Annotated in this window: 19 protein-coding genes, 1 tRNA gene and 1 pseudogene; 7 read left to right on the forward strand and 14 right to left on the reverse strand. The window is 61.4% G+C overall.

The genetic code is table 11. The annotated features are described in order from the left end of the window. Positions 1-169 precede the first annotated feature (169 nt). Positions 170-1,903, forward strand: coding sequence for a retron Ec67 family RNA-directed DNA polymerase/endonuclease (locus A6B35_RS07335; protein ID WP_006202902.1), 1,734 nt, complete (start codon positions 170-172; stop codon positions 1,901-1,903). Between the two features lie 191 nt (positions 1,904-2,094). On the opposite strand, the gene A6B35_RS07340 is transcribed toward A6B35_RS07335, so the two are convergent. Then, a complete protein-coding gene (locus A6B35_RS07340; protein ID WP_006202903.1) occupies positions 2,095-3,255 on the reverse strand; it encodes a Shedu immune nuclease family protein in 1,161 nt (386 codons plus the stop codon). A 448-nt stretch (positions 3,256-3,703) separates the two neighbouring features. Beyond that, positions 3,704-3,779, reverse strand: a tRNA-Thr gene (locus tag A6B35_RS07345). 373 nt (positions 3,780-4,152) lie between these two features. On the opposite strand from A6B35_RS07345, the gene A6B35_RS07350 reads away from it, so the two are divergent. Continuing rightward, on the forward strand, positions 4,153-5,295 hold the full coding sequence (locus A6B35_RS07350; RefSeq protein ID WP_006202904.1) for a hypothetical protein: 1,143 nt from the start codon (positions 4,153-4,155) through the stop codon (positions 5,293-5,295). A gap of 3 nt (positions 5,296-5,298) precedes the next feature. Here A6B35_RS07350 and A6B35_RS07355 read toward each other — a convergent pair whose 3' ends face one another. Both A6B35_RS07355 and A6B35_RS07360 read right to left on the reverse strand, forming a co-directional pair. Beyond that, positions 5,299-6,897, reverse strand: a complete 1,599-nt coding sequence (locus A6B35_RS07355) for a cisplatin damage response ATP-dependent DNA ligase (RefSeq protein ID WP_006202905.1) — start codon at positions 6,895-6,897, stop codon at positions 5,299-5,301. A 4-nt stretch (positions 6,898-6,901) separates the two neighbouring features. Then, positions 6,902-7,912 carry a ligase-associated DNA damage response exonuclease gene (locus A6B35_RS07360; RefSeq protein WP_006202906.1) on the reverse strand — a complete coding sequence of 337 codons (1,011 nt, stop codon included), beginning with the start codon at positions 7,910-7,912 and terminating at the stop codon, positions 6,902-6,904. Between the two features lie 109 nt (positions 7,913-8,021). Here A6B35_RS07360 and A6B35_RS07365 point away from each other — a divergent pair, with 109 nt between their 5' ends. Then, positions 8,022-8,936 (forward strand): class I SAM-dependent DNA methyltransferase, encoded by a 915-nt coding sequence (locus tag A6B35_RS07365; protein WP_006202907.1) that lies wholly within the window; start codon positions 8,022-8,024, stop codon positions 8,934-8,936. A 183-nt stretch (positions 8,937-9,119) separates the two neighbouring features. Continuing rightward, complete coding sequence (locus A6B35_RS07370) at positions 9,120-9,428, forward strand: hypothetical protein (protein ID WP_244425942.1); 309 nt, start codon at positions 9,120-9,122, stop codon at positions 9,426-9,428. A 10-nt stretch (positions 9,429-9,438) separates the two neighbouring features. On the opposite strand, the gene A6B35_RS07375 is transcribed toward A6B35_RS07370, so the two are convergent. From A6B35_RS07375 to A6B35_RS07405, 7 genes are all read right to left on the reverse strand, one after another. Beyond that, a complete protein-coding gene (locus A6B35_RS07375; RefSeq protein ID WP_006202909.1) occupies positions 9,439-10,380 on the reverse strand; it encodes a 2-hydroxyacid dehydrogenase in 942 nt (313 codons plus the stop codon). A gap of 28 nt (positions 10,381-10,408) precedes the next feature. Next, positions 10,409-12,037, reverse strand: a complete 1,629-nt coding sequence (locus A6B35_RS07380; RefSeq protein ID WP_006202910.1) for an ABC transporter ATP-binding protein — start codon at positions 12,035-12,037, stop codon at positions 10,409-10,411. Next, positions 12,034-13,173 carry an ABC transporter permease gene (locus A6B35_RS07385; protein ID WP_006202911.1) on the reverse strand — a complete coding sequence of 380 codons (1,140 nt, stop codon included), beginning with the start codon at positions 13,171-13,173 and terminating at the stop codon, positions 12,034-12,036. The genes A6B35_RS07380 and A6B35_RS07385 overlap by 4 nt, the downstream gene beginning before the upstream one ends. Beyond that, complete coding sequence (locus A6B35_RS07390) at positions 13,173-14,267, reverse strand: microcin C ABC transporter permease YejB (RefSeq protein WP_006202912.1); 1,095 nt, start codon at positions 14,265-14,267, stop codon at positions 13,173-13,175. The genes A6B35_RS07385 and A6B35_RS07390 overlap by 1 nt, the downstream gene beginning before the upstream one ends. A gap of 30 nt (positions 14,268-14,297) precedes the next feature. Further along, on the reverse strand, positions 14,298-16,166 hold the full coding sequence (locus tag A6B35_RS07395; RefSeq protein WP_006202913.1) for an extracellular solute-binding protein: 1,869 nt from the start codon (positions 16,164-16,166) through the stop codon (positions 14,298-14,300). Further along, positions 16,166-18,043: an extracellular solute-binding protein gene (locus tag A6B35_RS07400; protein ID WP_006202914.1), complete on the reverse strand. Its 1,878-nt coding sequence runs from the start codon at positions 18,041-18,043 to the stop codon at positions 16,166-16,168. Before A6B35_RS07400 ends, A6B35_RS07395 begins: the two co-directional genes overlap by 1 nt. A 159-nt stretch (positions 18,044-18,202) precedes the next feature. Further along, positions 18,203-18,850, reverse strand: a complete 648-nt coding sequence (locus A6B35_RS07405; protein WP_006199378.1) for a c-type cytochrome — start codon at positions 18,848-18,850, stop codon at positions 18,203-18,205. Between the two features lie 190 nt (positions 18,851-19,040). On the opposite strand from A6B35_RS07405, the gene A6B35_RS07410 reads away from it, so the two are divergent. Continuing rightward, positions 19,041-19,769 carry a 3-deoxy-manno-octulosonate cytidylyltransferase gene (locus A6B35_RS07410; protein WP_006199379.1) on the forward strand — a complete coding sequence of 243 codons (729 nt, stop codon included), beginning with the start codon at positions 19,041-19,043 and terminating at the stop codon, positions 19,767-19,769. Between the two features lie 9 nt (positions 19,770-19,778). Beyond that, complete coding sequence (locus A6B35_RS07415; protein ID WP_006199380.1) at positions 19,779-20,642, forward strand: prephenate dehydratase; 864 nt, start codon at positions 19,779-19,781, stop codon at positions 20,640-20,642. A 48-nt stretch (positions 20,643-20,690) separates the two neighbouring features. Here A6B35_RS07415 and A6B35_RS07420 read toward each other — a convergent pair whose 3' ends face one another. Next, the gene (locus tag A6B35_RS07420) at positions 20,691-21,533 is read right to left on the reverse strand and encodes a LysR family transcriptional regulator (RefSeq protein WP_006199381.1); all 843 of its coding nucleotides are present in this window, start codon (positions 21,531-21,533) and stop codon (positions 20,691-20,693) included. An 85-nt stretch (positions 21,534-21,618) separates the two neighbouring features. Here A6B35_RS07420 and A6B35_RS07425 point away from each other — a divergent pair, with 85 nt between their 5' ends. After that, on the forward strand, positions 21,619-22,605 hold the full coding sequence (locus A6B35_RS07425) for an aldo/keto reductase (RefSeq protein WP_006199382.1): 987 nt from the start codon (positions 21,619-21,621) through the stop codon (positions 22,603-22,605). A 27-nt stretch (positions 22,606-22,632) separates the two neighbouring features. On the opposite strand, the gene A6B35_RS07430 is transcribed toward A6B35_RS07425, so the two are convergent. Together A6B35_RS07430 and nudC are read right to left on the reverse strand one after the other, a co-directional pair. Beyond that, positions 22,633-22,935: a Dabb family protein gene (locus A6B35_RS07430; RefSeq protein ID WP_006199383.1), complete on the reverse strand. Its 303-nt coding sequence runs from the start codon at positions 22,933-22,935 to the stop codon at positions 22,633-22,635. A gap of 10 nt (positions 22,936-22,945) precedes the next feature. After that, a pseudogene (gene nudC / locus A6B35_RS07435) lies at positions 22,946-23,888 on the reverse strand (NAD(+) diphosphatase). Between the last annotated feature and the right edge of the window lie 6 nt (positions 23,889-23,894).

Genomic DNA, 23,894 nt, shown 5'->3' on the forward strand with positions numbered 1-23,894 from the left:
CAGCGCCAATTCTGGCTTAGAGGAAAAAGGCTTGCGGATAGATTTTGCTGTGATGATTCGTCACAGTTGAAACCATCGTGGAGGGTTTTGCTCTCCCGGTACCTGACGACTCCGAATGGGGCCTGCATGATCTGCGAATGCGCAAACGAGTATCCGCAAGCCGCCCTAAATGACAGTAAAGTCTTTAACACTTGAACGTCTTAAAAAGTCGACCGATCTTACTGAGGTCGCGATTCTTCTTGGGGTGAAGCCATCGGCTCTGTCTCATGCCCTCTACATCACCCCAACTGCGAAGAAATATCATACATTCTCCATCCCTAAGAAGCGGGGTGGCGAGCGGATCATTACGGCTCCGAATGAGCGACTGAAACTGATCCAGGCAAGATTGGCAGCCCTGCTCCTCCAGATAGAGCAAGACCTAGAGGCCACCCAGTCAAAATCTTGCATCCTGGCGCATGGGTTCAAAAACGAGCTGTCTATCATCACTAATGCAGCGAAGCACCGAAACAGGCGCTTCGTGTTCAACGTCGATCTGAAAGATTTCTTTCCATCGATTAATTTTGGAAGAGTGCGTGGCTTCTTCATGGCCAATCGCGACTTCCAACTAAGCGAAAAAGCAGCAACGATACTTGCTCAAATCGCCTGCCATCAGAACAAGCTGCCGCAAGGGAGCCCCTGCTCACCGCCAATCTCGAACTTAATCGGTCAGATATTGGATGTGCACCTGAACAAGCTAGCGAAGGAGTGCCGCTGCACCTATACTCGGTACGCGGACGACATCACGTTCTCAACCAACCAGAAGAAGTTCCCGGAAAAGATAGCAGTCCTACAGGCCGGTTCCGAACATACCTGGGTGCCGAGCGATGAACTAAGTTTTCGGATTATCCGCGCTGGTTTCGAGCTCAACAAGCAGAAAACCAATATGCAGTACCGCGATTCCCGGCAGACCACCACTGGGCTGATCGTAAACCAGAAGCTCAATGTGCCAGTTGAGTATTACAAGACAGTCAGGGCAACGTGCCACAAGCTCTTCACAACCGGAACGGCATTTAGAAAACTTGGCAGCAAGTTGATACCTACTACTCCGCCGAAAATTCGTGGACAGCTTAGCTTCTTATTCCACATCAAAGGACTAGAGACTGGCCATAGAAAGCTGCCCAAGCCCGAAATGCCTAATTTCTACAAGCTTTACGCGCAATTTCTCAATTTCATGTCATTCTGGGCAATTTCCCAGCCCACGCTTGTCTGTGAGGGTAAGACTGACAACATCTACATCCGCAGCGCCATACGGGCGCTATCCGCTAAATTCCCGGATCTAGTGGAGAAGAAGGACGGAAAAGAGCGTATAAAGCTGACGTTTTTCAAATATACTGGAATCGCTAAGACCATCCAAGATCTGTCAGGCGGAAACGGGCAGCTGAAGAATCTCGTTCGCGAGTACCCAGGGCGTACAGAGAAGTTTAAGGTGCAGCCTGCACACCCCGTCATAGTCGTGACTGATGTCGACAAAGGTGCCGTGGACCTCTTCAAGGCGGTGTCCGACGAAGTCGGCAAGACCATCTTAGGACATGAGCAGCCTTGGTATTTCCTGCGTGACAATCTTTATGTGGTGCCAGTCCCGAAGGGGGCTGGAGCTGAGACTGCGATTGAAGACCTATTTGACTCAGCCCTCCTCACAACCGAAATAGACGGAAAGAAGTTCGATCGCACGAACCACGAGAAGGACGGCGACAAGTTCTATTCCAAATTCACATTCGCAACCAAGGTTATCAGCGCTAGTAAGACGCCAATAGATTACGGCGGCTTCGAACCACTCTTGCAGGCGATCCTTGATGTGCAGGCTGACTATGCGGCCAGAATTGCGGCTCCGCCTGTGGGGACCGCTGCAGCCGCAGCTTCCTAACTGAAAGCAGTCTCTCAGAAGAATTGCTCGGCGTTAGATCAAAGCGCGATATGCTTAAGTCTTGCCAGCGGAGTTCGTCCGCAAAGCCACCCATGCCAACACAAGGCGGCTATGCCTTTCCAAACAGCGTCGGCACTCAGCCGACCGTAGTGGTGTGAGTTGGCTGTGATTTGTAAGGACCGTTCGAGGCGCTATCCACTCTTCGTGATGAACCGTGCGCGTTCAAGCAGTTCATCGAACGTGATGATGTCGATGCTGCGGTTCTCACGCCGGAACAGTTCAAAGGTGTCGCGCTTCACGTTCGCGGCTCTGTCGTTGTCGGCCTGTGAGAACTCGTCCCGCGAGCCAATGACAAGTATGCTTTTCGCGTTTCTTGTGCGGGCAGTCAGAAGGTCGCCTGCCTTGTTATGGTGCTCACCAGTCTGTGCGAAGGTAAGCCATTCTGCCTTCTGCTCAATGATCTGAGAAAAGGCGCCCAGGAATTCTGGACTGAATTCCCATGTCCCAGCACGTCCGCCACGGCTGGGTCGGAAAATCAGGGTGTCGGGCTTCTTGATTTCAACGAGCACCGTGTAATCTGTAAAGGTCCCAAGGAAGTCGACTACAGGCTTGTTTCGGTTGTCAGTGCCGCCAGCGCCAACCGTCATTTCTCGATCAAACTGGCGCATCACGCGGTAGTCGAGACCATAACCGAAAACCCACTGCTCGCGCTCAAAGAAGTCCTGCCAATGGGTCTCGCTCCAATCCTTGTGAAGCATGTGCTTTTCATATTCTTCCAGTCCCTGCCTGCGGCCAAGAAGGATGTTGATTTCTTCGCTGGTCAGTTGCCCTTGCAAGGCGTGCAGAAGGCCGGTCCTCTGTCCCTCTGACATATTCTTGATGCGGTCAAGGATCCCACGATCTGAGGCATCGATGATGGCCTTCGGCCCGGCCTTTGTGGATATGTCTTCGATATGGAAAGTGTCTTGGTTGGACAGGTCCACGAATTTGATTTGCGCCAGGAAGCTTTGAAGCCGGCTCCACTCGTCGGAGCGGAAACTGAATTCCTCCTTCTCCATCGCTTCAATCCAGCCGCCTGCCCGGGACTTGAAGGTTTCAAAGGTTAGCCGCTTCACCTGTTTGTCGTCTTGGGTGACAAGGGCAGTCACTTGTGTCTTGCGGATGTTGCCGGTCAGGCGAAGGCACATCGCGCCTTCGATCTCGCCAAGGTGAACTTCGTCGCTGCCTTCATTCACCATTCTGACATAGCGACGACGCTCCGTGTTCAACCCGTGGTGCATGAAGACCTTCGTTATGTAGGTCTTGGCGTGTTTGCGCAGCTTGAAGAATTCGTATCCGCTATCGTCGCTCATTCCTTGATACTATCGCAGACACGACGCAACCGGAACCGGACGGATTCTTTGAGGGTTATCGACTGACGCGGGGACGACATGAATGTGCTGTTTGGTTCCAATCCTCCAGTTTACGTCAAGACGGATCGAATAGGCATGCGGGCTGGCATCAATCACGAATGTCCTTCAGACCAACCTCGTCCCGATCCCGATTTTTTTTCGCGTTTTTACCGAAGGCGAATCTATCCAAGGTGATTGTGCTTGAGACCAAAGGCGACCAATTGGATAGCCCTTGCCGCCGCCTACAAGGTAAGCGGGAATGTCAAACTGACTGGTGCCAGCGTACAACAGGGCTGGACGCGACCCTCACAGGGCTGCCAACGAAGCATTCTAAGGTGGATACTCGGGTGGATTGGAAATCTGTTAAGTCTTATATCCTACTGGAAATAAAGCATTTTCAGTAGGGGAATGGTGCCGCTTAGGTGACTCGAACACCTGACCCCATCATTACGAATGATGTGCTCTACCAACTGAGCTAAAGCGGCCCGGGAAGCCAAGACCTCCAAGATGGGCTGCGTGATAGACTCAACCAGGTGGGATTTCAAGATGGACCGTCACGAATTCAAGATGGGCGGCCGCGAATTCAGGTCGGGACGCGGCAATTCGTGTTGGCGTTCTACGCAGAACCCGAACTCCCATCGTACGCATCCGCCACCTGCTCGGACGGCGGCGCGCGGGCAGGTTGCGCTCGAAGGCACCGGGTGATCAGGCGAAATCTGTTGATTCTCTTGCTGAAAACCGCCGAAATCGGCCCTGGATGCATGCCCGGGGCAGAATGCGGCCGCTCGCTTGTTGATTGATTGGTCGCCTGCGGCTAACGATCATGGCAATGTGAGCGAACGTGCAGAGGGAATTCGCTTGGACCCGATCGAAAAAGCGATCCGCAACGCCTTCGACAAGGGCAATGCCGAGGACCGTGCGTTTCGCGAGCGGGTCTACCGCTCGGCCTTTGCCGCGCTGGACCGCGTGCTCCAGGCCAATCCGAATGTGACCGTGGAAGTCGCCATCAAGCGCCGCAAGGAGGTGCAGGCCAAGATCACCGAGATCGAATCCGAATTCCTGCCGGCGGTTCCCGATATTGCCCTGCAGACGGAAACCGACGCGGCAGCGCCCGCCGTGGAGGCGCCGACGGTGGCTGCGGCTGACGCCGCGCCGTCACCCGCTGTCGTCATCGACGGGCCGGTCCAGCCGCCTGCATCCGACGCGCCAAGGTCGCGCGTCCTGCCTGTCGTTCCAGACATCATGCCGGATGCGGTTCTTCCCGGTGCGCCCGCGCTCGATTCTCCGGCCATCCTTTCGACAGAAAGCGGTGAGGCCGAGGTGGCGCCGGACCGCGATGAGCGGCGCATAAGAGGGCGGCGCCTGCCGCTGACCGCGATCTTCCTCGGCGTGACGCTGCTCGCCGCTGCCGGCATCGGCCTCTATTTCGCCAAGCAGACCGGCGTGTTCAAGACGCCGGCCCAACTCGACACGGCCCCGCCCGAAGCGCCGCCGACGGTCGAGGACGACGACTTCACGCCGCCTGCCGGCTCGCCGGAGAAGTCGGGCGAGGACGAACTGGCGCGTGACTGGATCAATGTGTTTTCGCCTGCCGACCCGACCCATGTCGCGACACCGTCCGATGCCAAGGCCGAGGTGATGGAGGACGACACCGGTTCATTCCTGCGCATCCGCTCCGGCACCTCCGGCTCGGCCATCGCCTTCGATGTCGGCCAAGGCGTACTGGAAAAGCTTGCAGGCAAGCACGCGGTGTTCGACATTGTCGCCCGTTCAGAAGAGGGCAAGGAGACGCAGATTTCGGTCGATTGCAATTTCGGCGAGCTCGGCGATTGCGGCCGCAAGCGCTATGCGGTCGGCAACGAGCGCAACGAGTATCTGTTCGACGTGCAATTCCCGGACAAGGCCCCCGGTGCCGCCGGCACGATCGCCATCAATTCCGACTTCGACAAGCAGGGCAAGTCGGTCGACATCTATGAGATTCGCGTCTCGATCGCGCAGTAAATCTCACGCATCGAGCAGCGCCTGCAGCGTCTCGATGCGGTCGGCCTCGGCCGCGGGCTTGTCCCAGCGCAGCCGCGAAATGCGCGGAAAGCGCATGGCGACGCCCGATTTGTGCCGGGTCGAGCGGTTGAGCCCTTCGAACGCCACCTCCAGTACCAGCCCGTTCGTGCGGTCGGCGCGCACCGAGCGCACCGGGCCAAAGCGCTCGACCGTGTTGTCGCGGACATATTTGTCGATCTGCTTCAGCTCCTCGTCGGTGAAGCCGAAATAGGCCTTGCCGACCGGCACAAGCTCTTCCGCGCCTTCCGGGCCCGACCAGACGCCGAACGTATAGTCCGAGTAGAAGCTGGATCGCTTGCCGTGGCCGCGCTGCGCATACATCAGCACCGCGTCGACCGTGTGCGGATCGCGCTTCCATTTGAACCATGGACCCTTCGGCCGGCCGGCGAGATAGGGCGAGTCCCAGCGCTTCAGCATCACACCTTCGATGATCGGATGCGGCGGCGCCTGGCGCAGCCGTTCCAGCGCCGGCCAGTCCTCGAATGCGACCAGCGGTGAAAGATCGAAACGGCTGGGGTCGAGCGTGCCGACAAACGCCTCGAGGCGGAGCCGGCGCTCGCGGAGGGGCAGCGTGCGAAGGTCCTCGCCGTCGATCTGCAGCACGTCGTAGCAGCGCATGAAGGCCGGATATTGCTGCTGCATTTTCGGGGTAACGGTCTTGCGGTTCAGCCGCTGCTGCAGGTCGGAGAACGTGCCTGTAGCAGAGGGCTCGCCGACCAGCAGCTCGCCATCGAGGGCGGCCGAAAAATGCATCGCGTCGGCAAGGTCGGGAAAGGCGCCGGAGACGTCGTCGCCGGTGCGCGAATAGAGCCGGCGCACGCCGTCTTCGCAGACCGCCTGGACGCGGATGCCGTCCCATTTCCACTCCGCGGCATAGTCGGCCGGGTCGAGCTTTTCGAGATCGCCGTCACCGATCGGGTTGGACAGCATTACCGGCCGGAACAGGGCCGACGCCGTCCTTTGCGGTTTTTCCGCCTTGCCCTCCAGCCAGGCGAACAGGCCGGCATAGGGCGGCGTCAACCCGTGCCACAATTCCTCGATCTCGGCGACGTCGACCTTGCCGAACTCGGCCAGCGCCTGCTTGGCCAGCCGCGCCGAGACGCCGATCCGCAGGCCGCCGGTGACCAGCTTGATGATGGCGAAGCGGGCCGAGATGCTGGCACTGTCGAGCAATCTCGCCAGCACCTTCGGCCCATCGGAACGGCTCGCCGCCTGCAGTTTCGCCACCACCTCGCCGAGCGTCGGCTCCCGGTTCGGGATATGGTCCGGCGATTGCGGCCAGACCAGGGACACGGTCTCGGCGAGGTCGCCGACATAGTCGTAGGAATAGCCGAACAGCACCGGGTCCATGCGCTCGACGACCAGCGCGCGCAGCATCGCCGGCTTTACCGCCGCGATCGACAGATCGCCGGTGATCGCCGCCAGCGCCAGGCCGCGATCCGGATCCTCGACGCTGCGGAAGTAGTCGATGAGCAACGTCAGCTTGCCGTTGCGCGACGGCGTCAGCACGAGGCGGTCGAGGAGTTCGGCGAAGCGGTTCATGCCATCAATCGCCCTCGTCCTCATAACCAACCAGATGCAGCGGCCGCGCCGCGATGCCTTCCAGCTCGCACCAGCGCACCAGCGCCTCCTCGCGGCCATGCGTCACCCAGATCTCCTCAGCTCCCGTCTCCTTGACTGTGGCAGTCAGTTCGTCCCAGTCGGCATGGTCGGAAATGATCAGCGGCAGCTCGACACCGCCTTGCTTGGCGCGTTGGCGGATGCGCATCCATCCGGACGCGAAGCACGAGATCGGATCGGGAAAGCGCCGCGCCCAGCGGTCGGCGAAGGCCGAGGGCGGTCCGACGACGATGGCCCCGGCGAAATCGTCCTTGCCGCCGCTGTCGACCGTTGCCGGATCGAGCTGCCCGAGGTCGATGCCCTGGCTCTGGTAGTATTCGCTGAGCCTGGTCAGCGCGCCGTGGATGTAGATCGGCCTGTCGTAGCCGGCGTCGCGCAGCAGCCGCATGACGCGCTGCGCCTTGCCGAGCGCATAGGCGCCGACCAGATGCGAGCGTTCGGGAAACTGTGCCGCCGATTTCAGCAACCGGGCGATCTCCTGCGTATCCGGCGGATGCCGAAACACCGGCAGGCCGAATGTCGCCTCGGTGATGAACACGTCGCAGCGGACCGGTTCGAACGGCTCGCAGGTGGCGTCCTTCTGGCGTTTGTAGTCGCCGGAGGCGACGATGCGCAGCCCCTGACGCTCAACCGCGATCTGCGCCGAACCGAGCACATGGCCAGCCGGGTGGAATGTGACCGAGACGCCGTTGAGCGCCATCGTTTTGCCAAGCGCAGCCGTCTGCACGGTCTCGGCAAAACCTTCGCCGTAGCGCAGCTCCATGATGTCGAGTGTCTGCTGTGTCGCCAGCACCGAGCGATGGCCGGAGCGGGCATGGTCGGAATGGCCATGCGTGATCAGCGCCCGGTTGACCGGCCGCACCGGGTCGATGAAGAAATCGCCGGGCGGGCAGTAGAGGCCTTCCGGCCGGGGATGGAGCAGGTCGCTGGCGCGCATCCCGCCAAGATAGTTGCTAATTCAGCCGCGGGAAGCCTGTTGCAAGAGACTGCTGACTCATCCTACAGCCAGCGGCCGATTACGTCCTGCCGGCAGGGATCCTTTCGCCATGAAACCGTTCCAGGCCACGTCCGGCGACTTGACCGCAGACCGTCGCGCCGACTTCGCCGAGATGCTTTACGCCTCCGGCGAGCCGGCAGCGGCGGCCGAACTGCTGCTTGGCGCGCTGGAACTGGCGCCGCAATGGGCGGCCGGCTGGTTCCGTCTCGGTGAGATGCACGAGGCGGCCGCACCCGACAAGGCCGCGCAAGCCTGGACCATGGCGCTGACGCTGGAGCCGACGGACCGGCTGGGTGCCGCGCTGAAGTTGCAGCTGATCGGCAAGGCGCCCGCCGCCACGGCACCGCCCAGCGCCTTCGTCGAAATGCTGTTCGACCACTATGCCGAAAGCTTCGAGGAGTCGCTGGTCGACAAGCTCGGCTACCGGCTGCCCGACTTTCTCGACCAGGCCGTCCGCAGAGCGAGGCCGGGACGTTTCCGGCTGGTGCTCGACCTCGGCTGCGGCACCGGCCTGATGGGGCAGAGGCTGCGGTCGGTGGCCGACCGGCTGGAGGGCTACGACATCTCCGCCGCCATGCTCAAGAAGGCACGCGCCAAGGGCGTTTACGATCTGCTCGCCAAGGCGGATTTGCAGGACTTTTCCTATGTCAGGCCGAAAGCCGACCTCGTGGTGGCGGCCGATGTGTTCATCTATGTCGGCGCGCTCGATCGCGTGATCAGCAGGATCGCCGGCCTGCTTGCCGGTGACGGCCTGTTTGCCTTCTCCGTCGAGACATTGGTGGGCGAAGGCGGGTTCGCGCTGCAGCCGTCACGCCGCTACGCGCATTCGCACGCCTATGTCGGGCAGGTTCTGGCAGCCAACGGCTTTTCGGTCCTGTCGATGGACCCTACCGTGATCCGGCTGGATCGCAGCCAGCCGGTCGAAGGGCTCGCCGTCGTGGCGGCGCTGCCGGCCAACACCTGACGTCTTTTCCTGTTTGAAAATGTGATTATGTTTTTTCGGTCCGCGCCTGCATCACTCGTGCCGGTTCGCGAAATGGCCTGATTTGTGGGCGAAGGCCATACTCGATACGGAGCAGATCCCATGCGCTGGATGGTGGTTTTGGCATCTTGCCTGGCAATGGCCGGTTGCGTTGGTGGCACTTCGATGGCGGAACGCCAGGACGAGAATGTCCAGTCCTCGCTGCAATATGACAACGTGCCTTGCGATCAGTTGCTGGCGCAGCGCAATGGGTTGGCGCAGCAATACAACCTTCCGACCACCGCGAAGCCGACCTTCTCCAATCCCGCGATGGGCTTCGGCCCGTTCACGCCCGACATGCGCTCCAAGGCCAAGCGCGATAGCGACAAGGCCAGCGGTGAGATCGACGCCATGAACCGGTCGATCGAGCGCCGCGACTGCGGCAAGCCGAAGAAGAAGGAAACCTTCGCCCTGCCGGGCGCTAAAACTGGTTGAAGGCGAAGCCTCAGTAACCCGCCTTGCGATCCACCAGATTCTCTAGCTTTTCGCCGCGCTCGTAAGCCGCCATCTGCCGCAGCATGATCGGCACCAGATGGACAGGGTCGGACGTCGCCGCCGCATGCGGCGTGACGAACACTTTTGGATGCGCCCATAGCGGGCTGGTCTTGGGCAGCGGCTCAACCTCGAACACGTCGAGGCTGGCTTCCTTCAGCGTGCCGTCCTCCAGCGCGCGCAAGATGTCTGCGTCCTTCTGCAGCCGTCCGCGCCCGGCATTGATCAGCACCGAGCCGCCGAGGCCGTTGCGCTTCCTGAGCTCCTTCAGGAGACCGTAGTTGACGATGCCCTGTGTCTGGGTGGTCAGCGGCAAGAGCACCACCAACATGTCCGTGGCGTTCAGGAACGGGATCAGTCCCGCATCGCCCGCATAGGTGGACACGCCCTTCATCGGGTGCTCGCTGCGCGACCAGCCATTGACGGCAAAGCCGAGCGACAACAGCACCGACGCCGCCGCGCGGCCGAGATTGCCGAGCCCCATGATGCCGACGGAGATGTCACCGGCCGGCCGCTGCGGCGGTTCGTGCCAGGTCTTCTTCTTCTGCTGCGCCTGATAGAGCATGCCCTGGCGATGGTGGTCGAGCACCCGCCAGACGACATACTCGGTCATGTACTGCGTCAGATTGTCGGCGACGACCTTGACGATCGGCACTTCCGGCAGGCCTGGGTCGGCGAAGATATGGTCGACGCCGGCGCCGATCGAGAAGATGGCGCGCAGATTGGGCAGTTTCGACAAGAGGTTCGGCTTCTGCTTCCACACCACCGCGTAGCTGATCGAGGGATCGCTGGCCCCGTCCGGCTCGAGCACGACCTCGCGCTCGGCCGACAGCAGCTCGCGCCAGCGCTGCGGATGAAAGCCGGTGACGGCAAGCAGGATACGGCCCTTTTCCATCTGCGGATGTTTTCCCTGTTGCTTCAGCCTACTCGCTGACGATGCCGGCCGGCGCGGTCTCTATTCTGAACGCGGCCGATATCAGTGCCCGAGTATAGTCGGTTTGCGGGTTTCCAAAAATCTGTTCGGAAGGCCCGGCTTCGACAATTTGGCCATTGCGCATGACGATGACGTCGTTGGCAAGCGCGCGGATGACTTTCAGATCGTGGCTGATGAACAGATAGGCCAGATCATGCTTGGCCTGCAGGCTGCGCAGCAGGTCGACGACCTGCGCCTGCACGCTCATGTCGAGCGCCGAGGTCGGCTCGTCCAGCATGACGAAGCGCGGGTTGAGCACCATGGCGCGCGCGATGGCGACGCGCTGACGCTGGCCGCCGGAGAATTCGTGCGGATAGCGGTTGCGGGTGGCCGGATCGAGCCCAACCTCCTTCAATACGTCGACGACGCGCTCGTCACGCTGGTCCGGCGACAGTTTCGGCTCGTGGATCTTCAGGCCCTCCTCGATGATCTCGGATACCGACATGCGCGGGCTGAGCGAGCCGAACGGATCCTGGAAGACGATCTGCAACTCGCGCCGGAGCGGCCGCATGGCGTTGAAGGACAGCTGGTTGATGTCGCGACCGTTGAACTGGATGGTTCCGGTCGACGAGATCATCCTGGCCAGCGCCAGGCCGAGTGTCGTCTTGCCCGAGCCGGATTCGCCGACAACGCCGAGCGTCTGGCCGGCGCGCACGGTGACGTCGATGCCGTCGACCGCCTTCACATTGTCGACGGTGCGGCGGAAGAAGCCCTTCTTGATTGGAAACCAGACCTTTATGTCGCTGCCCGTCATCACCGGCTTGGCGGTCGCGTTGGCGGCCGGCGGCTTGCCCTTCGGCTCGGCGGCCAGCAAATGCTTGGTATAGGGGTGCTGCGGGTTCGCGAAGATATCCTTGGTCGGTCCGGTCTCGACGATCTTGCCCTTGGTCATCACGCAGACCCGGTCGGCGATCTTCCTGACGATGCCGAGATCGTGAGTGATGAACAGCATCGACATGCCCTTGCGGCTCTTCAGCCCCGCCAGCAGTTCGAGGATCTGCGCCTGCACGGTGACGTCGAGCGCCGTCGTCGGCTCGTCGGCGATCAAAAGCTCCGGCTCGTTGGCCAAAGCCATGGCGATCATGACGCGCTGGCGCTGGCCGCCGGACAGCTGGTGCGGATAGGCGTCGAGCCGCTTCTGCGGCTCGCGGATGCCGACCTCGTTGAGCAGTTCCAGGGTGCGTGCCCTGGCCTGGCGGTCGCCCAGGCCCTGGTGCAGCTTGAGCACTTCGACGATCTGCTGCTCGATCGTGTGCAGCGGATTGAGCGAGGTCATCGGCTCCTGGAAGATCATGGTGATCTTGTTGCCGCGCACCTGGCGAAGCTGCTTCTCGTTCATGGCAAGCAGGTCGGCACCATGGAACAGGATCTTTCCCGACGGGTGGCTGGCGCTCGGATAGGGCAGCAGCTTCAGAACCGACAGCGCCGAGACCGACTTGCCGGACCCGGACTCGCCGACCAGCGCCACCGTCTCGCCCTTGGCGATGTCGAAGGAGATATGGTCGACGGCCATCGACTGGCTGCCACCTTGCGCGAAGGCGACGCTGAGGTCGCGGACGGAGAGCAGGGCGTCACTCATTTGAACGTCTTGCGCGGGTCGAAGGCGTCGCGCGTCGCCTCACCGACGAAGACCAGCAGCGACAGCATCAGCGAGATGACGACGAAGCCGGAAATGCCGAGCCATGGCGCGTTGAGGTTGCGCTGCGCCTGCTTCAGCAATTCGCCGAGCGAGGCGGAGCCGGGCGGCAGGCCGAAGCCGAGATAATCGAGCGAGGTCAGCGTCGAGATAGATCCGCTGAGCAGGAACGGCAGGAAGGTCAGCGTCGCCACCATGGCGTTGGGCAAAAGATGGCGGAACATGATGGTGAGGTTGCGCACGCCGAGCGCGCGCGCCGCGTTGACATATTCGAAGTTGCGAGCGCGCAGGAACTCCGCCCTGACTACGCCGACCAGCGCTACCCAGGAGAACAACAGCATCAGCCCAAGCAGGATGAAGAAGCCGGGCGGCAGGATGGCGGCGACGATGAGCAGCAGATAGAGCACCGGGATCGCCGACCAGATTTCGATGAAGCGCTGGAACAGAAGGTCGGTCCAGCCGCCGAAATAGCCTTGCACGGCGCCGGCCGCGACGCCGATCAGCGCCGAGCCGAAGGTCAGGATCAGGCCGAACAGCACCGAGATCCTGAACCCGTAGATCACGCGCGCCAGCACGTCGCGCGCCTGGTCGTCAGTGCCCAGCCAGTTCCAGTTGCCGACGATGCAATTGGGGTCGGCAGCACCTTGCGGATACTGGCTGCAGCGCTTCGTGGCGTCATATTGCCAGGAAGGCTTGGCGGGCGCGGCCTCCGGGATGGCATTGTTGACGGTCTGGTAGGAGTAGCGCACCGGCGGCCAGATCATCCAGCCATTGGCGTTGATCTCGTCCTGTATGACCGGATCGCGATAATCGGTGACCGCGTAGAAGCCGCCGAACTTCTCTTCCGGATAGGCGACCAGAACCGGAAACAGGATCTCGCCCTTGTAGGAAGCGATGATCGGCTTGTCGTTGGCGATCAATTCGGAAAACAGCGACAGCACGAACAGGATCAGGAAGATCCACAGCGACCAGTAGCCGCGCCGGTTGGCCCTGAAGCTCTGCAGGCGCCGCTTGTTGAGCGGCGACAGCCAGGGCCGGGCGATCCGTTCCGGCGCCGTGCCGGCAGCGGCCTCTGCCATCAGACGTCTCTCCGCTCGAAATCGATGCGCGGATCGACCCAGGTGTAGATCAGGTCCGACAACAGGCCGACGAACAGGCCAAGCAGCGAGAAGATATAGAGATTGGCGAACACCACCGGATAGTCGCGCTCGACCACCGACCTGAAGCCGAGCAGTCCGAGGCCGTCGAGCGAGAAGATGTTCTCGATCAGCAGAGAGCCGGTGAAAAAGGCCGAGATAAAGGCGCCCGGAAAGCCGGCGATGACGATCAGCATGGCGTTGCGGAAGACATGGCCGTAGAGCACCTTCCGCTCCGACAGGCCCTTGGCGCGCGCGGTCACCACATATTGCTTGCGGATCTCCTCGAGGAAGGAGTTTTTGGTCAAAAGCGTCGTCGTCGCGAAGGCCGACAGCACCAGCGCCGTCAGCGGCAAGGTCATGTGCCAGAAATAGTCGACGATCTTGCCTGACCAGGACAGCTGATCCCAATTGTCGGAGGTGAGGCCGCGCAACGGAAACCAGTCCCAGAAGGATCCGCCGGCAAACAGCACCATCAGCATGATGCCGAACAGGAAGCCGGGAATGGCATAGCCGACGATCACCACCCCGCTGGTCCAGACGTCGAAGGTCGAGCCGTCCTTGACCGCCTTGCGGATGCCGAGCGGGATCGAGATCAGGTAGGACAGAAGCGTGATCCACAATCCGATCGAAATCGACACCGGCATCTTTTCCAGGATCAGGTCGAGCACCGAGATGTCTCGGAAATAGCTGTCGCCGAAATCGAAGCGGGCATAGTTCCACAGCATCATGCCGAAGCGCTCGAGCGGCGGCTTGTCGAAGCCGAACTGCTTTTCCAGCTTCTTGATGAATTCGGGGTCGAGCCCCTGCGCGCCGCGATATTTCGAGCTGACGTCTCCGGCCACATCGACATTGCTGCCGCCGGCATCGCCACCGCCACCACCGAGCCGGTCGCTGCCACCCTGGTTGGTCAGCCTGGCGATGACCTGTTCGACCGGCCCGCCGGGCGCGAACTGGATGACCGCGAACGATATCGCCATGATGCCGAACAGCGTCGGGATCATCAGAAGGATGCGGCGCAGTATATAGGCGCCCATCAGGCTGCCGGCCCTGCGTGAACTGGAATGTCAGGCTTTGCCAATTTTTGCCGCCTTGCCCTTGTCGAACCACCACAGCGCTTCGACCGGAAAGCCGAAATCGGGTTTTTGCTCGGGAAAGCCGAACATGTCCCAATAGGCGCTTCGGTGATTCGCCAGGAACCAACTAGGAATCCAATCGCGCCGCGCACGCAAGGCCCGATCGAGCGCCCGCATCGCGACGGTCAGGCTTTCGCGGTCCTTGGCGGCGCCAACCGCGTCGATCAGTACGTCGATGGCGGGGCTCGATATGCCGGGAAGATTGCGCGACCCGGACACTGTCGCCGTGCTCGAATGGAAGAAGATTTCGAGATCATCTCGAGTCGGTGTCGCCGAAAACGAGAAGGCGACCGAGATCAGGTCGAAATCGAAGCTCGACTGCCTGAGCTGATATTGCGCTGGATCGACCAGTCTTATCGTGGCGTCGATGCCGACCGCCCTCATATTGGCGATCCAGGGCGAATAGACCTTCACGAAGGTGTCGTCGTCGACGAGGAATTCGGCTGACAGCCGCCCGCCCTTTTCGTTGACAGCGAAATCGCCGGAACGTTTCCAGCCTGCCTCGGCGAGAAGTTTCGCAGCCTTCCCCAGCATCTTGCGATCCCGCCCTGAGCCGTCCGAGGCAGGCTGCGTCACCGCCTCGCCGAAGGTCTCCGGCGGCAGCTTGTCACGCAGCGGCTCCAGCAGCGCGAGTTCTTCAGGCGAAGGCATGCCTTCGGCGCGATAGTCCGACTTCTCGAAGCAGGATTGCGAGCGCTCGTAGGAACCGTAGAAGAAGTTGCGCCGTGTCCATTCGAAGTCGAAGCAGAGCGCGATCGCCTGCCTCACACGCGCGTCGCGAAACTGCTCGCGCCGCTGGTTGACGGCGGTGGCCTGCATGGAAGGGACTGTTTCAGTCGGAAATTCGTGCTTGACCACCTTGCCGGCAGTGAAGGCCGGAAAGTCATAGGCCGTCGCCCAGACCCGCGAGGTGAACTCCTCCCGGTAGAGGATCTCGCCCTTCTTGAAAGCCTCGAAACCGGCGGTGCGGTCCTGGTAGAACTCGATGCGGATGCGCTCGAAATTGTTCTGGCCGCGATTGACCGGGAGATCCTTGCCCCAATAGTCGGCGACACGTTCATATTCGATCCACGACCCCGCCGACCACCGCCCGACCTTGTAGGCGCCGCAGCCGAGCGGCGGGTTCAGTTGCGAGGAATCGAAGGGATTAGCGCTGTAGAAGGCCTTCGACAGGATCGGGAATTCGGCGACGTTGAGGATGGTGCGAACGGAGTGCTTGCCGGAAAAGCTCAGCCTGAGCGTGCGCGGATCGACAGCGACCGCGTCCTCCAGATGCGTCAACGACAGCGACAGGTCGGGATGGCCTTTTTCCTTGAACAGCTTGAAGGTAAAGGCCGCGTCCTCGGCGGTCAGCGGCGTGCCGTCGTGGAAGCGCGCTTCGGGCCGAAGCGAGAATTCGAAGCTCTTGCGGTCGTCCGAGATGGTCACACCGTCGGCAATCAGGCCGTAGACGGCATCCGGTTCGTCCAGCGCCCTGGCCATCAGCGAATCGAAGCACATTGCCATGCGCGGTGGCGCGTCACCCTTCGGCGTGAAGGAATTCAGCGTGTTGAAGGTCTCTGTGTTCTGATTATAGCCCCAGTTGGGCGGCGAGAAGTTGAAAGTGCCGCCCTGCGGCGCATCGACATTGACATAGTCGAAATGGGCGAAATCCGGCTTGTACTTGAGATCGCCGAAGGCCGACAGGCCGTGCATCTTGACGCCGGTCGGAATGGCGGCGAAGGCGCGGACGGGCAGCAGCGCGGCTGCGGTAGCCGCAGCGCCCAGCGCCAGGAAATCACGGCGAGGCAGCGTCGGCATCAATTGCTGCCCTTGTATTTCGCGGCCAGCGCCTTTTCCTTCTCGGGATCGATCCACCACGAGTCGGTGTCGGCGCCCCTGTAACTAGGCTGCTTTTCCGGAATGCCGAACTTGTTCCAATAGGCGATCCACGCCACGGCCCGATAGTATTGCGGCACGACATAGTAGTTCCACAACAGCACCCGATCGAGCGCGTGGGTGGCGGCGACGAGATCGTCCCGGTCGGTGGCAAAGATGATGCGGTCGACGAGGGCGTCGACGACCGGGTTCTTGATACCGGAATAATTGCGCGATCCCGGTATATCGGCGGCCTTCGAGCTCCAGAAGTCGCGCTGCTCATTCCCGGGCGATTCCGACTGCCCAAGCTGCCCGATGATGACGTCGTAGTCGAAATTGTTGACGCGGTTGACATACTGGGTCTGGTCGATCAGACGAAGCGTGGCGTCGACGCCGATCTTGCGCAGATTGGCGATGTAAGGACTGGAGATGACCTGGTCGGTATCGTTCCAGCCAAGGATCTCGAATTTGAACGGCTCGCCGGTCTTGGCATTGATCATCTTGCCACCCTTGATCACCCAGCCGGCCTGGGCGAACAGGTCGACAGCTTGCTTGAGATACTTCCGTTCCGCCTGCGGCGTGTCGTAGACCGGCAGCTTGAATTCCTGCGTGAACAGCTCGGGCGGCAGCTTGTCGCGATACTTTTCCAGGATTTCCAGTTCCTTGCCTTGCGGCAGGCCGCTTGAAGCCAGTTCCGTGCCCTGGAAATAGCTTTGGGTGCGGGTGTTGAAACCGTAGAACAGCGTGCGGTTCATCGTTTCGAAATCGAAGGGATAGGTCAGTGCGGCACGCACCAGCCGATCTCCGAACAGCGGGCGCCTCTGGTTGAGCATGAAGGCCTGCATCGGTTCGGGCGATGTGGTTTTGAACTCCTGCTTGATGACGTCGCCGGCCTTGGCTGCCGGGAAATCATAGAATGTCTTCCAGCGCTTCGAGCTGTTTTCCGGCTTGATGTCGTCAAGTCCGCCCTTGGTGAAGGCCTGCCAGGCGGCGTTGTCGTCGAGGATATAGGTGAAGCGCTGGGTGTCGAAATTCTCGCGGCCGATCTTCACCGGCAATTTGGCGGCCCAGTAGTCAGGCACGCGCTGCCAGACGATTTCCGAGCCCGGCTTGAAGCTGGCGATCTTGTAGGCGGCGGAGCCCAGCGGCACTTCCAGCGTAGGTTTGGTGACGTCGCGCTTCTTGCCGTTGGCGTCGGTGCCTTCCCACCAGTGCTTCGGCAGCACGGCAAGGTCGCCGAGAATCTTCGGCAGTTCGCGGTTGCCCTTCTGGTTGAAATGGAATTCGACCTCGCGGTCCGAGACTGCGACCGCATCGGTGACGTTCTCGAAATAGCGGCTGTATTGCGGGCTGTTGGCCTTCAGCACCTGGAACGACCAGATCACGTCGTCGACGGTTATCGGCTGGCCGTCATGCCATTTTGCCCGCGGATCCAGCCGATAGGTCGCCGAAGAATAATCGGCCGGGTATTTGTAGGCGTCGGCAATCAGCGGGTGGCTGACGCTGCCTTCGTCGGTCGCCTGATCCATCAGCGTGTCGTAGAGCAGGCCGCCACCGAACCCGATAAGGCCGGCCGCCGGCGACCCCTGCACGATGTAGGGGTTGAAGCTGTCGAACGTGCCAAGCTGCACCGAATTGTAGGTGCCGCCCTTGGGCGCGTCGGGGTTGACGTAGTCGTAGCGCTGGAAATTGTCGCCGTATTTGGAGGGGCCGATCAGTGAGGACGTGGTGCGCCATTCATCCGCATGCGCCGCCTGCAACCCGGCGGTCAGAAGCACCGCCGCCAGCAACGACCTCAGAAGCGTTCGGCCAACCGTCATGCGTTCTCCTCTTCGCGATGCACGTCCACAGGCAATCTAGATCATTTGACGCCCGTGAAAACCGCAATGGCCGGGCTTTGTCGCCGCATATGCGGTTTTCCTAAACAAAAAAGCCGGGCTGAACCCGGCTTTTCTGTGAATGTCCGCATGACAAATTCGTTATTTGGCGGGCGCCGCACCTTCGGCGGGTTTCGCCGGAGCCGCTGGTGCCGCACCTTCGGCCGGCTTGGCCGGCGCGCTCGCATCGGCAGCGGCCCCTGGTGCCGGCAGCGGTTTCGGATTGTCGGACAGCGTGCGCAGATAGGCGATGACGTTGGCGCGGTCTTCATCCTTCGCCAGGCCGGCAAAGCCCATTGCCGTGCCCTTCACGAATTTCTTCGGCGAAAGGAGGAAGTGGTTTAGGTTGTCGTAGGTCCACTTCTCGGCGCCGCCCTTGGAGAAATCCTTCATGCCGGCCGAATAGGCAAAGCCCTCATGCTCGGCCACCGGGCGGTCGACAAGATCCCAAAGGTCGGGGCCGACCTTGTTCGGACCGCCCTTTTCGCCGGTATGGCAAGCCTGGCATTTCTTGAACACGGCAGCGCCCGCCTCGGCATTGGCGGTGGCCAAAAGATCGGCGATCGGCTTGGCTTCGGCCGCCGGACCAGCCGCGCCGCCTTCGGCGGGCTCGGTCGCCTCGATGGCGAAGCCGGGCTTTTCGGGCGCGGGCGAAGCAAACAGCGCGTCGGAGACGATGCCGACGGAAAAGACGATGAAACAGGTGCCAAGGAATCCGGCGAGCAGCTTGTTGACTTCGTTGGAATCCATACGCCCCTTGCTCCCTTTTCCGGCGGACCGACCGTCCACTCCGTCCGTCGGTATCGTGGCCCGCCCCGCTGGGGCGGTCAAATCGGGCGGAAACTAGGTCTTTTGCTCTGGCGTTGCAACACATATAAGGGCGCTTCCAGTGAGACCTTTTGCCACTTTCCCATCCGCTTTTCCAACGCCCCACAACCCGATGTCCACGCTCATTCTCATCCCGGCCCGCATGGCCTCGACCCGCCTGCCGGGCAAGCCGCTGGCCGACATTGCCGGCGCGCCGATGATCGTGCAGGTCGCCCGCCGCGGCGCCGAGGCCGGTCTTGGGCGAGTTGTGGTGGCGACAGATAGCGAAGCCGTGGCGGAAGCGGTGCGTTCGCACGGTTTCGAGGCGGTGATGACCCGAGACGATCACCAATCCGGCTCCGACCGCATCTTCGAGGCGCTGACCGTCATCGACCCCGACCGCAAGGTCGAAACCATCGTCAATGTCCAGGGCGATCTGCCGACGATCGAGCCTGAGATCATCGGCGCGGCGCTAAGGCCATTCGAGGACGCAACGGTCGACATCGCCACGCTCGGCGTCGAAATCGTCCGCGACGAAGAAAAGACCAATCCGAACGTCGTCAAGATCGTCGGGTCGCCGCTGTCGGCGACGCGGCTCAGGGCGCTCTATTTCACCCGCGCCACAGCGCCCTGGGGTGAGGGGCCGCTGTATCATCACATCGGCCTTTACGCCTATCGGCGCGCGGCGCTCGAGCGCTTCGTCGCCCTGAAGCCGTCGCCGCTGGAGCGGCGCGAGCGGCTGGAGCAGTTGCGGGCGCTGGAGGCCGGCATGCGCATCGACGCCGAGATCGTCCAGTCGCTGCCGCTCGGCGTCGACACGCCGGAAGATCTCGAACGCGCCAGAGATATCCTTTCAAACTGAGATTTGGGCATGCCTGAAAAGACCAACAGAATATCCTTCCAGGGCGAGCCGGGCGCCAATTCCGACACCGCCTCCCGCAACATGTTCCCGGCGATGGAGCCGTTGCCGTGCCCGACCTTCGAGGATGCCTTCAACGCGGTCGAGACCGGCAAGGCCGAGCTTGCCATGATTCCGATCGAGAACACCATCGCCGGACGCGTCGCCGACATCCATCATCTGCTGCCGGAATCGAAGCTGCACATCGTCGGCGAATATTTCCTGCCGATCCACTTCCAGCTGATGGTGCTGCCGGGTGTGAAGCGCGAAGAGATCAAGACCGTGCACAGCCACATCCATGCGCTCGGCCAGTGCCGCAAATACATCCGCAAGAATGGCTGGAAGCCGGTGGTCGCCGGCGACACGGCGGGTTCGGCGAAGCTGATTTCCGAGGTCAAGGACCGCACCATGGCCTCGCTCGCCCCGGCGCTGGCAGCAGAGCTTTACGGGCTCGACATCATCGAGAAAAATGTCGAGGACACCGACTCGAACGTCACCCGCTTCGTCGTGCTGACCAAGAACAAGCACTGGGCAGAGCGCCCGGCACCGGACGTCAAGATGATGACGACCTTCATCTTCCGCGTCCGCAACGTGCCGGCCGCGCTCTACAAGGCCATGGGCGGTTTCGCGACCAACGGCATCAACATGACCAAGCTCGAGAGCTATCAGCTCGGCGCCTTCACCGCGACGCTGTTCTACGCCGATATCGAGGGCCATCCCGACGATCCGCTGGTCAAGCTGGCGCTCGACGAGCTGCGCTTCTTCTCGCGCGAAATGCGCATCCTCGGCGTCTATCCTGCCAGCCAGTCACGCGAGCAGTGGAAGGTGGCCGACTAGCTCCCTCGTTTTGAACGGGATCGTCCGCGGTCGGTGGACTGCGCACGCTCAGCTCTTGCCATCGAAGGATCGATCCGAACCAATGAGCCGTGCGATCTTGTCGATCGTCGCGCGCACCTCCGGCAATTTGCGATCATCGCCATGCACCACCAGCCACTGTTCATGTGACAGTTCCTCGATCACATCATCGGTGCGGACCAGATCGTTGTGGGCGTCGCCGACAAAGCAGGGCAACACCACATGGCCCGCGCCGGCAAGCGCGAGGTCGAGGAGCGAGCGCGGCTGAGTGACTTCGAAGCGTATTTGATCGCGTCTGTTGGCGCGCACCCAGATTGCCGATGGCGTGTTCACCGTAGCCGCGATCCAATCAGTCTTTCGAACCGCATTCGGATGCGCGTAGGGAGCAAATGCGACGGTTTTTGTCCTCCGAGCCGCAACTCCCGGCTCGGACGGCCTTCGGTTCCGAATCCCGATCAATGCCTCGCGCCTGCCTATGTTCTGCACCTCTTCAATGGCGCTGAAGACGATATTCCGGTCGCTCAGCCCCAGTTTTTCGATGTTGCGTGCCAGGTACCAGGTCATCCAGGTGCCGGCGGACACACGGATGGGCGCCGATACGTTTCGTCGCGAGAACTCCCTGGCGATATCCAGGAACCGTTGCTCGATGGTCTCTGCCTGCGATGTCAGCGCTCGACCTGCCGCCGTCAACTCATAGCCGGATGGCAGCCGGGAGAACAATTCGGCGCCCAATGCCCGCTCAAGATCGACGATATGCCGGCTCAGGGTCGCCGCACTCTGGCCAACGGCCTTGGCCGCGGACGAAAGGCTCCCATCGCGCGCGACCGCCAGAAAGATCCTCAGATCCGACCAGTCGATATCCGTTTCATTCATGCATTGCCCTCTCCATTTTTGCCGACTCCCATCTGAGGTCTATCTGGCGCCATATCAAGACCGGGTGGCCTGCGGAGAACATGATATGGCAATGACAATTCACTTGGGATCGCGGATCGGCATGGGCTGCTGGGCAATCGGCGGTCACTTCTGGTCAGGAGAGACACCGGTCGGATATTCCGGCGCCGACGACAGCCAATCCGTGGAAACCATTCATGCGGCATGGGATGGTGGAATTCGGCTCTTCGATACGTCGGCGGTGTATGGAGCCGGCCACTCGGAGGCGCTTTTGGGCGAGGCGCTCTCGGGCCGTTCGGAAGCAATCATCGTGTCGAAATTCGGCCATTCCTTCGATCCGGTTTCCCGCCAGATGACCGGCCCGAAGTTCGACCCCGACTATGTGCGCTGGTCGGTTGCTGAGAGCCTCCGTCGACTGGGCCGCGATTGCATCGACGTGATGTTGCTTCACCTCAATGATCTCACCATCGAAGATGCGGCACCCGCGTTCGAGGTCCTGGAGCAACTTGTCCAGGCCGGAGATATTCGAAGCTATGGCTGGAGCTCTGACTTTCCACCAAGCGTTGAAGCCTTCGCTGACCGGAGCGGCTTTTCAACGGTCCAGCATGCGATGAATGTCTTCTTCGATGCACCCTCCATGTGCAAAACCGCGCATGACAACGGCTTGGCGCAGCTGATCCGGTCGCCGCTTGCCATGGGCGTGTTGACGGGGAAATTCTCGGATGGACGGGCGGTCCCATCCGACGATGTCAGGTCGGTTCCAGCGGATTGGCAGCTATATTTTGAAGCATCGCGCGCCCGTCCCGACCTGAGCAGGCAGATCGATGCAATCCGCGATCTGCTCACCGTCGGTGGGCGGACTCTCGGTCAGGGTGCGTTGTGCTGGCTGCTGTCGAAAGGCGACAACATTCACCCCATCCCCGGCGCAAAAACGCCCAGGCAGGCTGTCGAGAACGCCGCGGCCACGGAATTTGGGCCCTTGCCGGAGAGCGTGATGGTTGAGATCGAAACCATTCTCCAAAGACCGCCGGAAGGTGAGTTTCGCGCTCGGTAGCTGCGCTTTGGATCGAAAGCGGCCGTTCTAACTCCAGCCGAGCGGCACGTAGTCGATCTCCATGAACGCCTCAACTTCCGGCAGCCAACAGTCGCGGACGAAGGCGACATGATCAGGGTGGTCGTTGTAGCGCGTGTAGGCGGCCTGGTCGGCGAACTCCATCGAGAAGCCGAAGCGGTAGTTGTTCTTGGGACTGACCTGCCGCAACTGCTCGAAATGGGTGACGCCCTTGATCGCGGTGAGAATCCTCTTGGCGTCGGCGAGAAACCTCTTTTCCTCCAGCGAATGCGGCGCATGCTTCAGCGTGAACACCACGGTATGACGGATCATTTTTCTGCTCCTACTCGCTATCTACCCAGGCGCGGATAAGGTGGTGGGCGATCGCCCCTTTCGGCGGTGTGACCAGGCCGCCCGCATGCTCGCGGGTCAGCATGAGCCGCACCTCGTCGCGATAGAACCAGCGGCAGTCTTCGAGCTCGTTCAGGTCGGCCTGGATGTCGTCGTTGAGCGGTTCGCCGAAGCAACCGATCATCAGCGAATAAGGGAACGGCCAGGGCTGGCTGGCATGATAGACGACACGGCCCAGCCGGATACCGGCCTCCTCCAGCGTTTCGCGGCGTACCGCCGCCTCGATCGTTTCGCCCGGCTCGATAAAGCCGGCGAGCGCAGAATACATGCCCGGCCCAAAATGCCGGCCGCGACCGAGCAGGCATTTTTTCCGGCGTCACCGTCAGCATGATCGCCACCGGGTCGGTGCGCGGGAAATGCTCGGTGCCGCAGGCCGGGCAGTGCCGCTTGTAGCCGCCCGCTCGCATTTCGGATTCATTGCCGCATTTGCTGCAGAAGCGATGGCTGGCATGCCAGGCCAGCAAGGCCGCGCCTTGCGCCAGCGCGCCGGCCGCCCCCTCGTCGATCAGCCCTTGCATATAGACCGAGCGGTAGTCGATGGCCTTGATCGTTTCGGGAAGCTGCTCAGGTTCGATCCCGACCGGCACGGCAAGCACCGGGCCGCTCTCGGAAAAGCCGAGCAGGACACCTTGTGCAAAGGAAGGCTGCAGCAGCCCGCTTTCGGCTACATGGAACCATGGGTCGAAAGTGCCGTCGTTCAGTTTCAGATGGAGCCGGCCGCCATGCATCAGCAAAAGCCTTGCCGAAGGGTCGGTCAGCGCCTTTTCAACGGAATCGTCGGCGCGGTTCTCGGACTGCCGGTCGATCGTGTTGCCGGCAAAGCCGACGAACTGGCTCGGCTCGCGCAAGGGCGCGTCAAACAGGCGGAAGCTCATGGGGAC

Origin of the sequence: Mesorhizobium amorphae CCNWGS0123, assembly GCF_001686985.1 — a bacterium.
Lineage (GTDB): Bacteria > Pseudomonadota > Alphaproteobacteria > Rhizobiales > Rhizobiaceae > Mesorhizobium > Mesorhizobium amorphae.

Bases quoted from the DNA above. Each gene is read 5' to 3' on its own strand.
- A6B35_RS07375 (WP_006202909.1), bottom strand. From the start codon at position 10,380: ATGGAAAAGGGCCGTATCCTGCTTGCCGTCACCGGCTTTCATCCGCAG.
- A6B35_RS07335 (WP_006202902.1), top strand. From the start codon at position 170: ATGACAGTAAAGTCTTTAACACTTGAACGTCTTAAAAAGTCGACCGAT.
- A6B35_RS07370 (WP_244425942.1), top strand. From the start codon at position 9,120: ATGGCGGAACGCCAGGACGAGAATGTCCAGTCCTCGCTGCAATATGAC.
- A6B35_RS07420 (WP_006199381.1), bottom strand. From the start codon at position 21,533: ATGAATGAAACGGATATCGACTGGTCGGATCTGAGGATCTTTCTGGCG.
- A6B35_RS07425 (WP_006199382.1), top strand. From the start codon at position 21,619: ATGGCAATGACAATTCACTTGGGATCGCGGATCGGCATGGGCTGCTGG.
- A6B35_RS07410 (WP_006199379.1), top strand. From the start codon at position 19,041: ATGTCCACGCTCATTCTCATCCCGGCCCGCATGGCCTCGACCCGCCTG.
- A6B35_RS07365 (WP_006202907.1), top strand. From the start codon at position 8,022: ATGAAACCGTTCCAGGCCACGTCCGGCGACTTGACCGCAGACCGTCGC.
- A6B35_RS07355 (WP_006202905.1), bottom strand. From the start codon at position 6,897: ATGAACCGCTTCGCCGAACTCCTCGACCGCCTCGTGCTGACGCCGTCG.
- A6B35_RS07415 (WP_006199380.1), top strand. From the start codon at position 19,779: ATGCCTGAAAAGACCAACAGAATATCCTTCCAGGGCGAGCCGGGCGCC.
- A6B35_RS07405 (WP_006199378.1), bottom strand. From the start codon at position 18,850: ATGGATTCCAACGAAGTCAACAAGCTGCTCGCCGGATTCCTTGGCACC.
- A6B35_RS07360 (WP_006202906.1), bottom strand. From the start codon at position 7,912: ATGCGCGCCAGCGACCTGCTCCATCCCCGGCCGGAAGGCCTCTACTGC.
- A6B35_RS07390 (WP_006202912.1), bottom strand. From the start codon at position 14,267: ATGGGCGCCTATATACTGCGCCGCATCCTTCTGATGATCCCGACGCTG.
- A6B35_RS07400 (WP_006202914.1), bottom strand. From the start codon at position 18,043: ATGACGGTTGGCCGAACGCTTCTGAGGTCGTTGCTGGCGGCGGTGCTT.
- A6B35_RS07385 (WP_006202911.1), bottom strand. From the start codon at position 13,173: ATGGCAGAGGCCGCTGCCGGCACGGCGCCGGAACGGATCGCCCGGCCC.
- A6B35_RS07380 (WP_006202910.1), bottom strand. From the start codon at position 12,037: ATGAGTGACGCCCTGCTCTCCGTCCGCGACCTCAGCGTCGCCTTCGCG.
- A6B35_RS07395 (WP_006202913.1), bottom strand. From the start codon at position 16,166: ATGCCGACGCTGCCTCGCCGTGATTTCCTGGCGCTGGGCGCTGCGGCT.
- A6B35_RS07430 (WP_006199383.1), bottom strand. From the start codon at position 22,935: ATGATCCGTCATACCGTGGTGTTCACGCTGAAGCATGCGCCGCATTCG.
- A6B35_RS07340 (WP_006202903.1), bottom strand. From the start codon at position 3,255: ATGAGCGACGATAGCGGATACGAATTCTTCAAGCTGCGCAAACACGCC.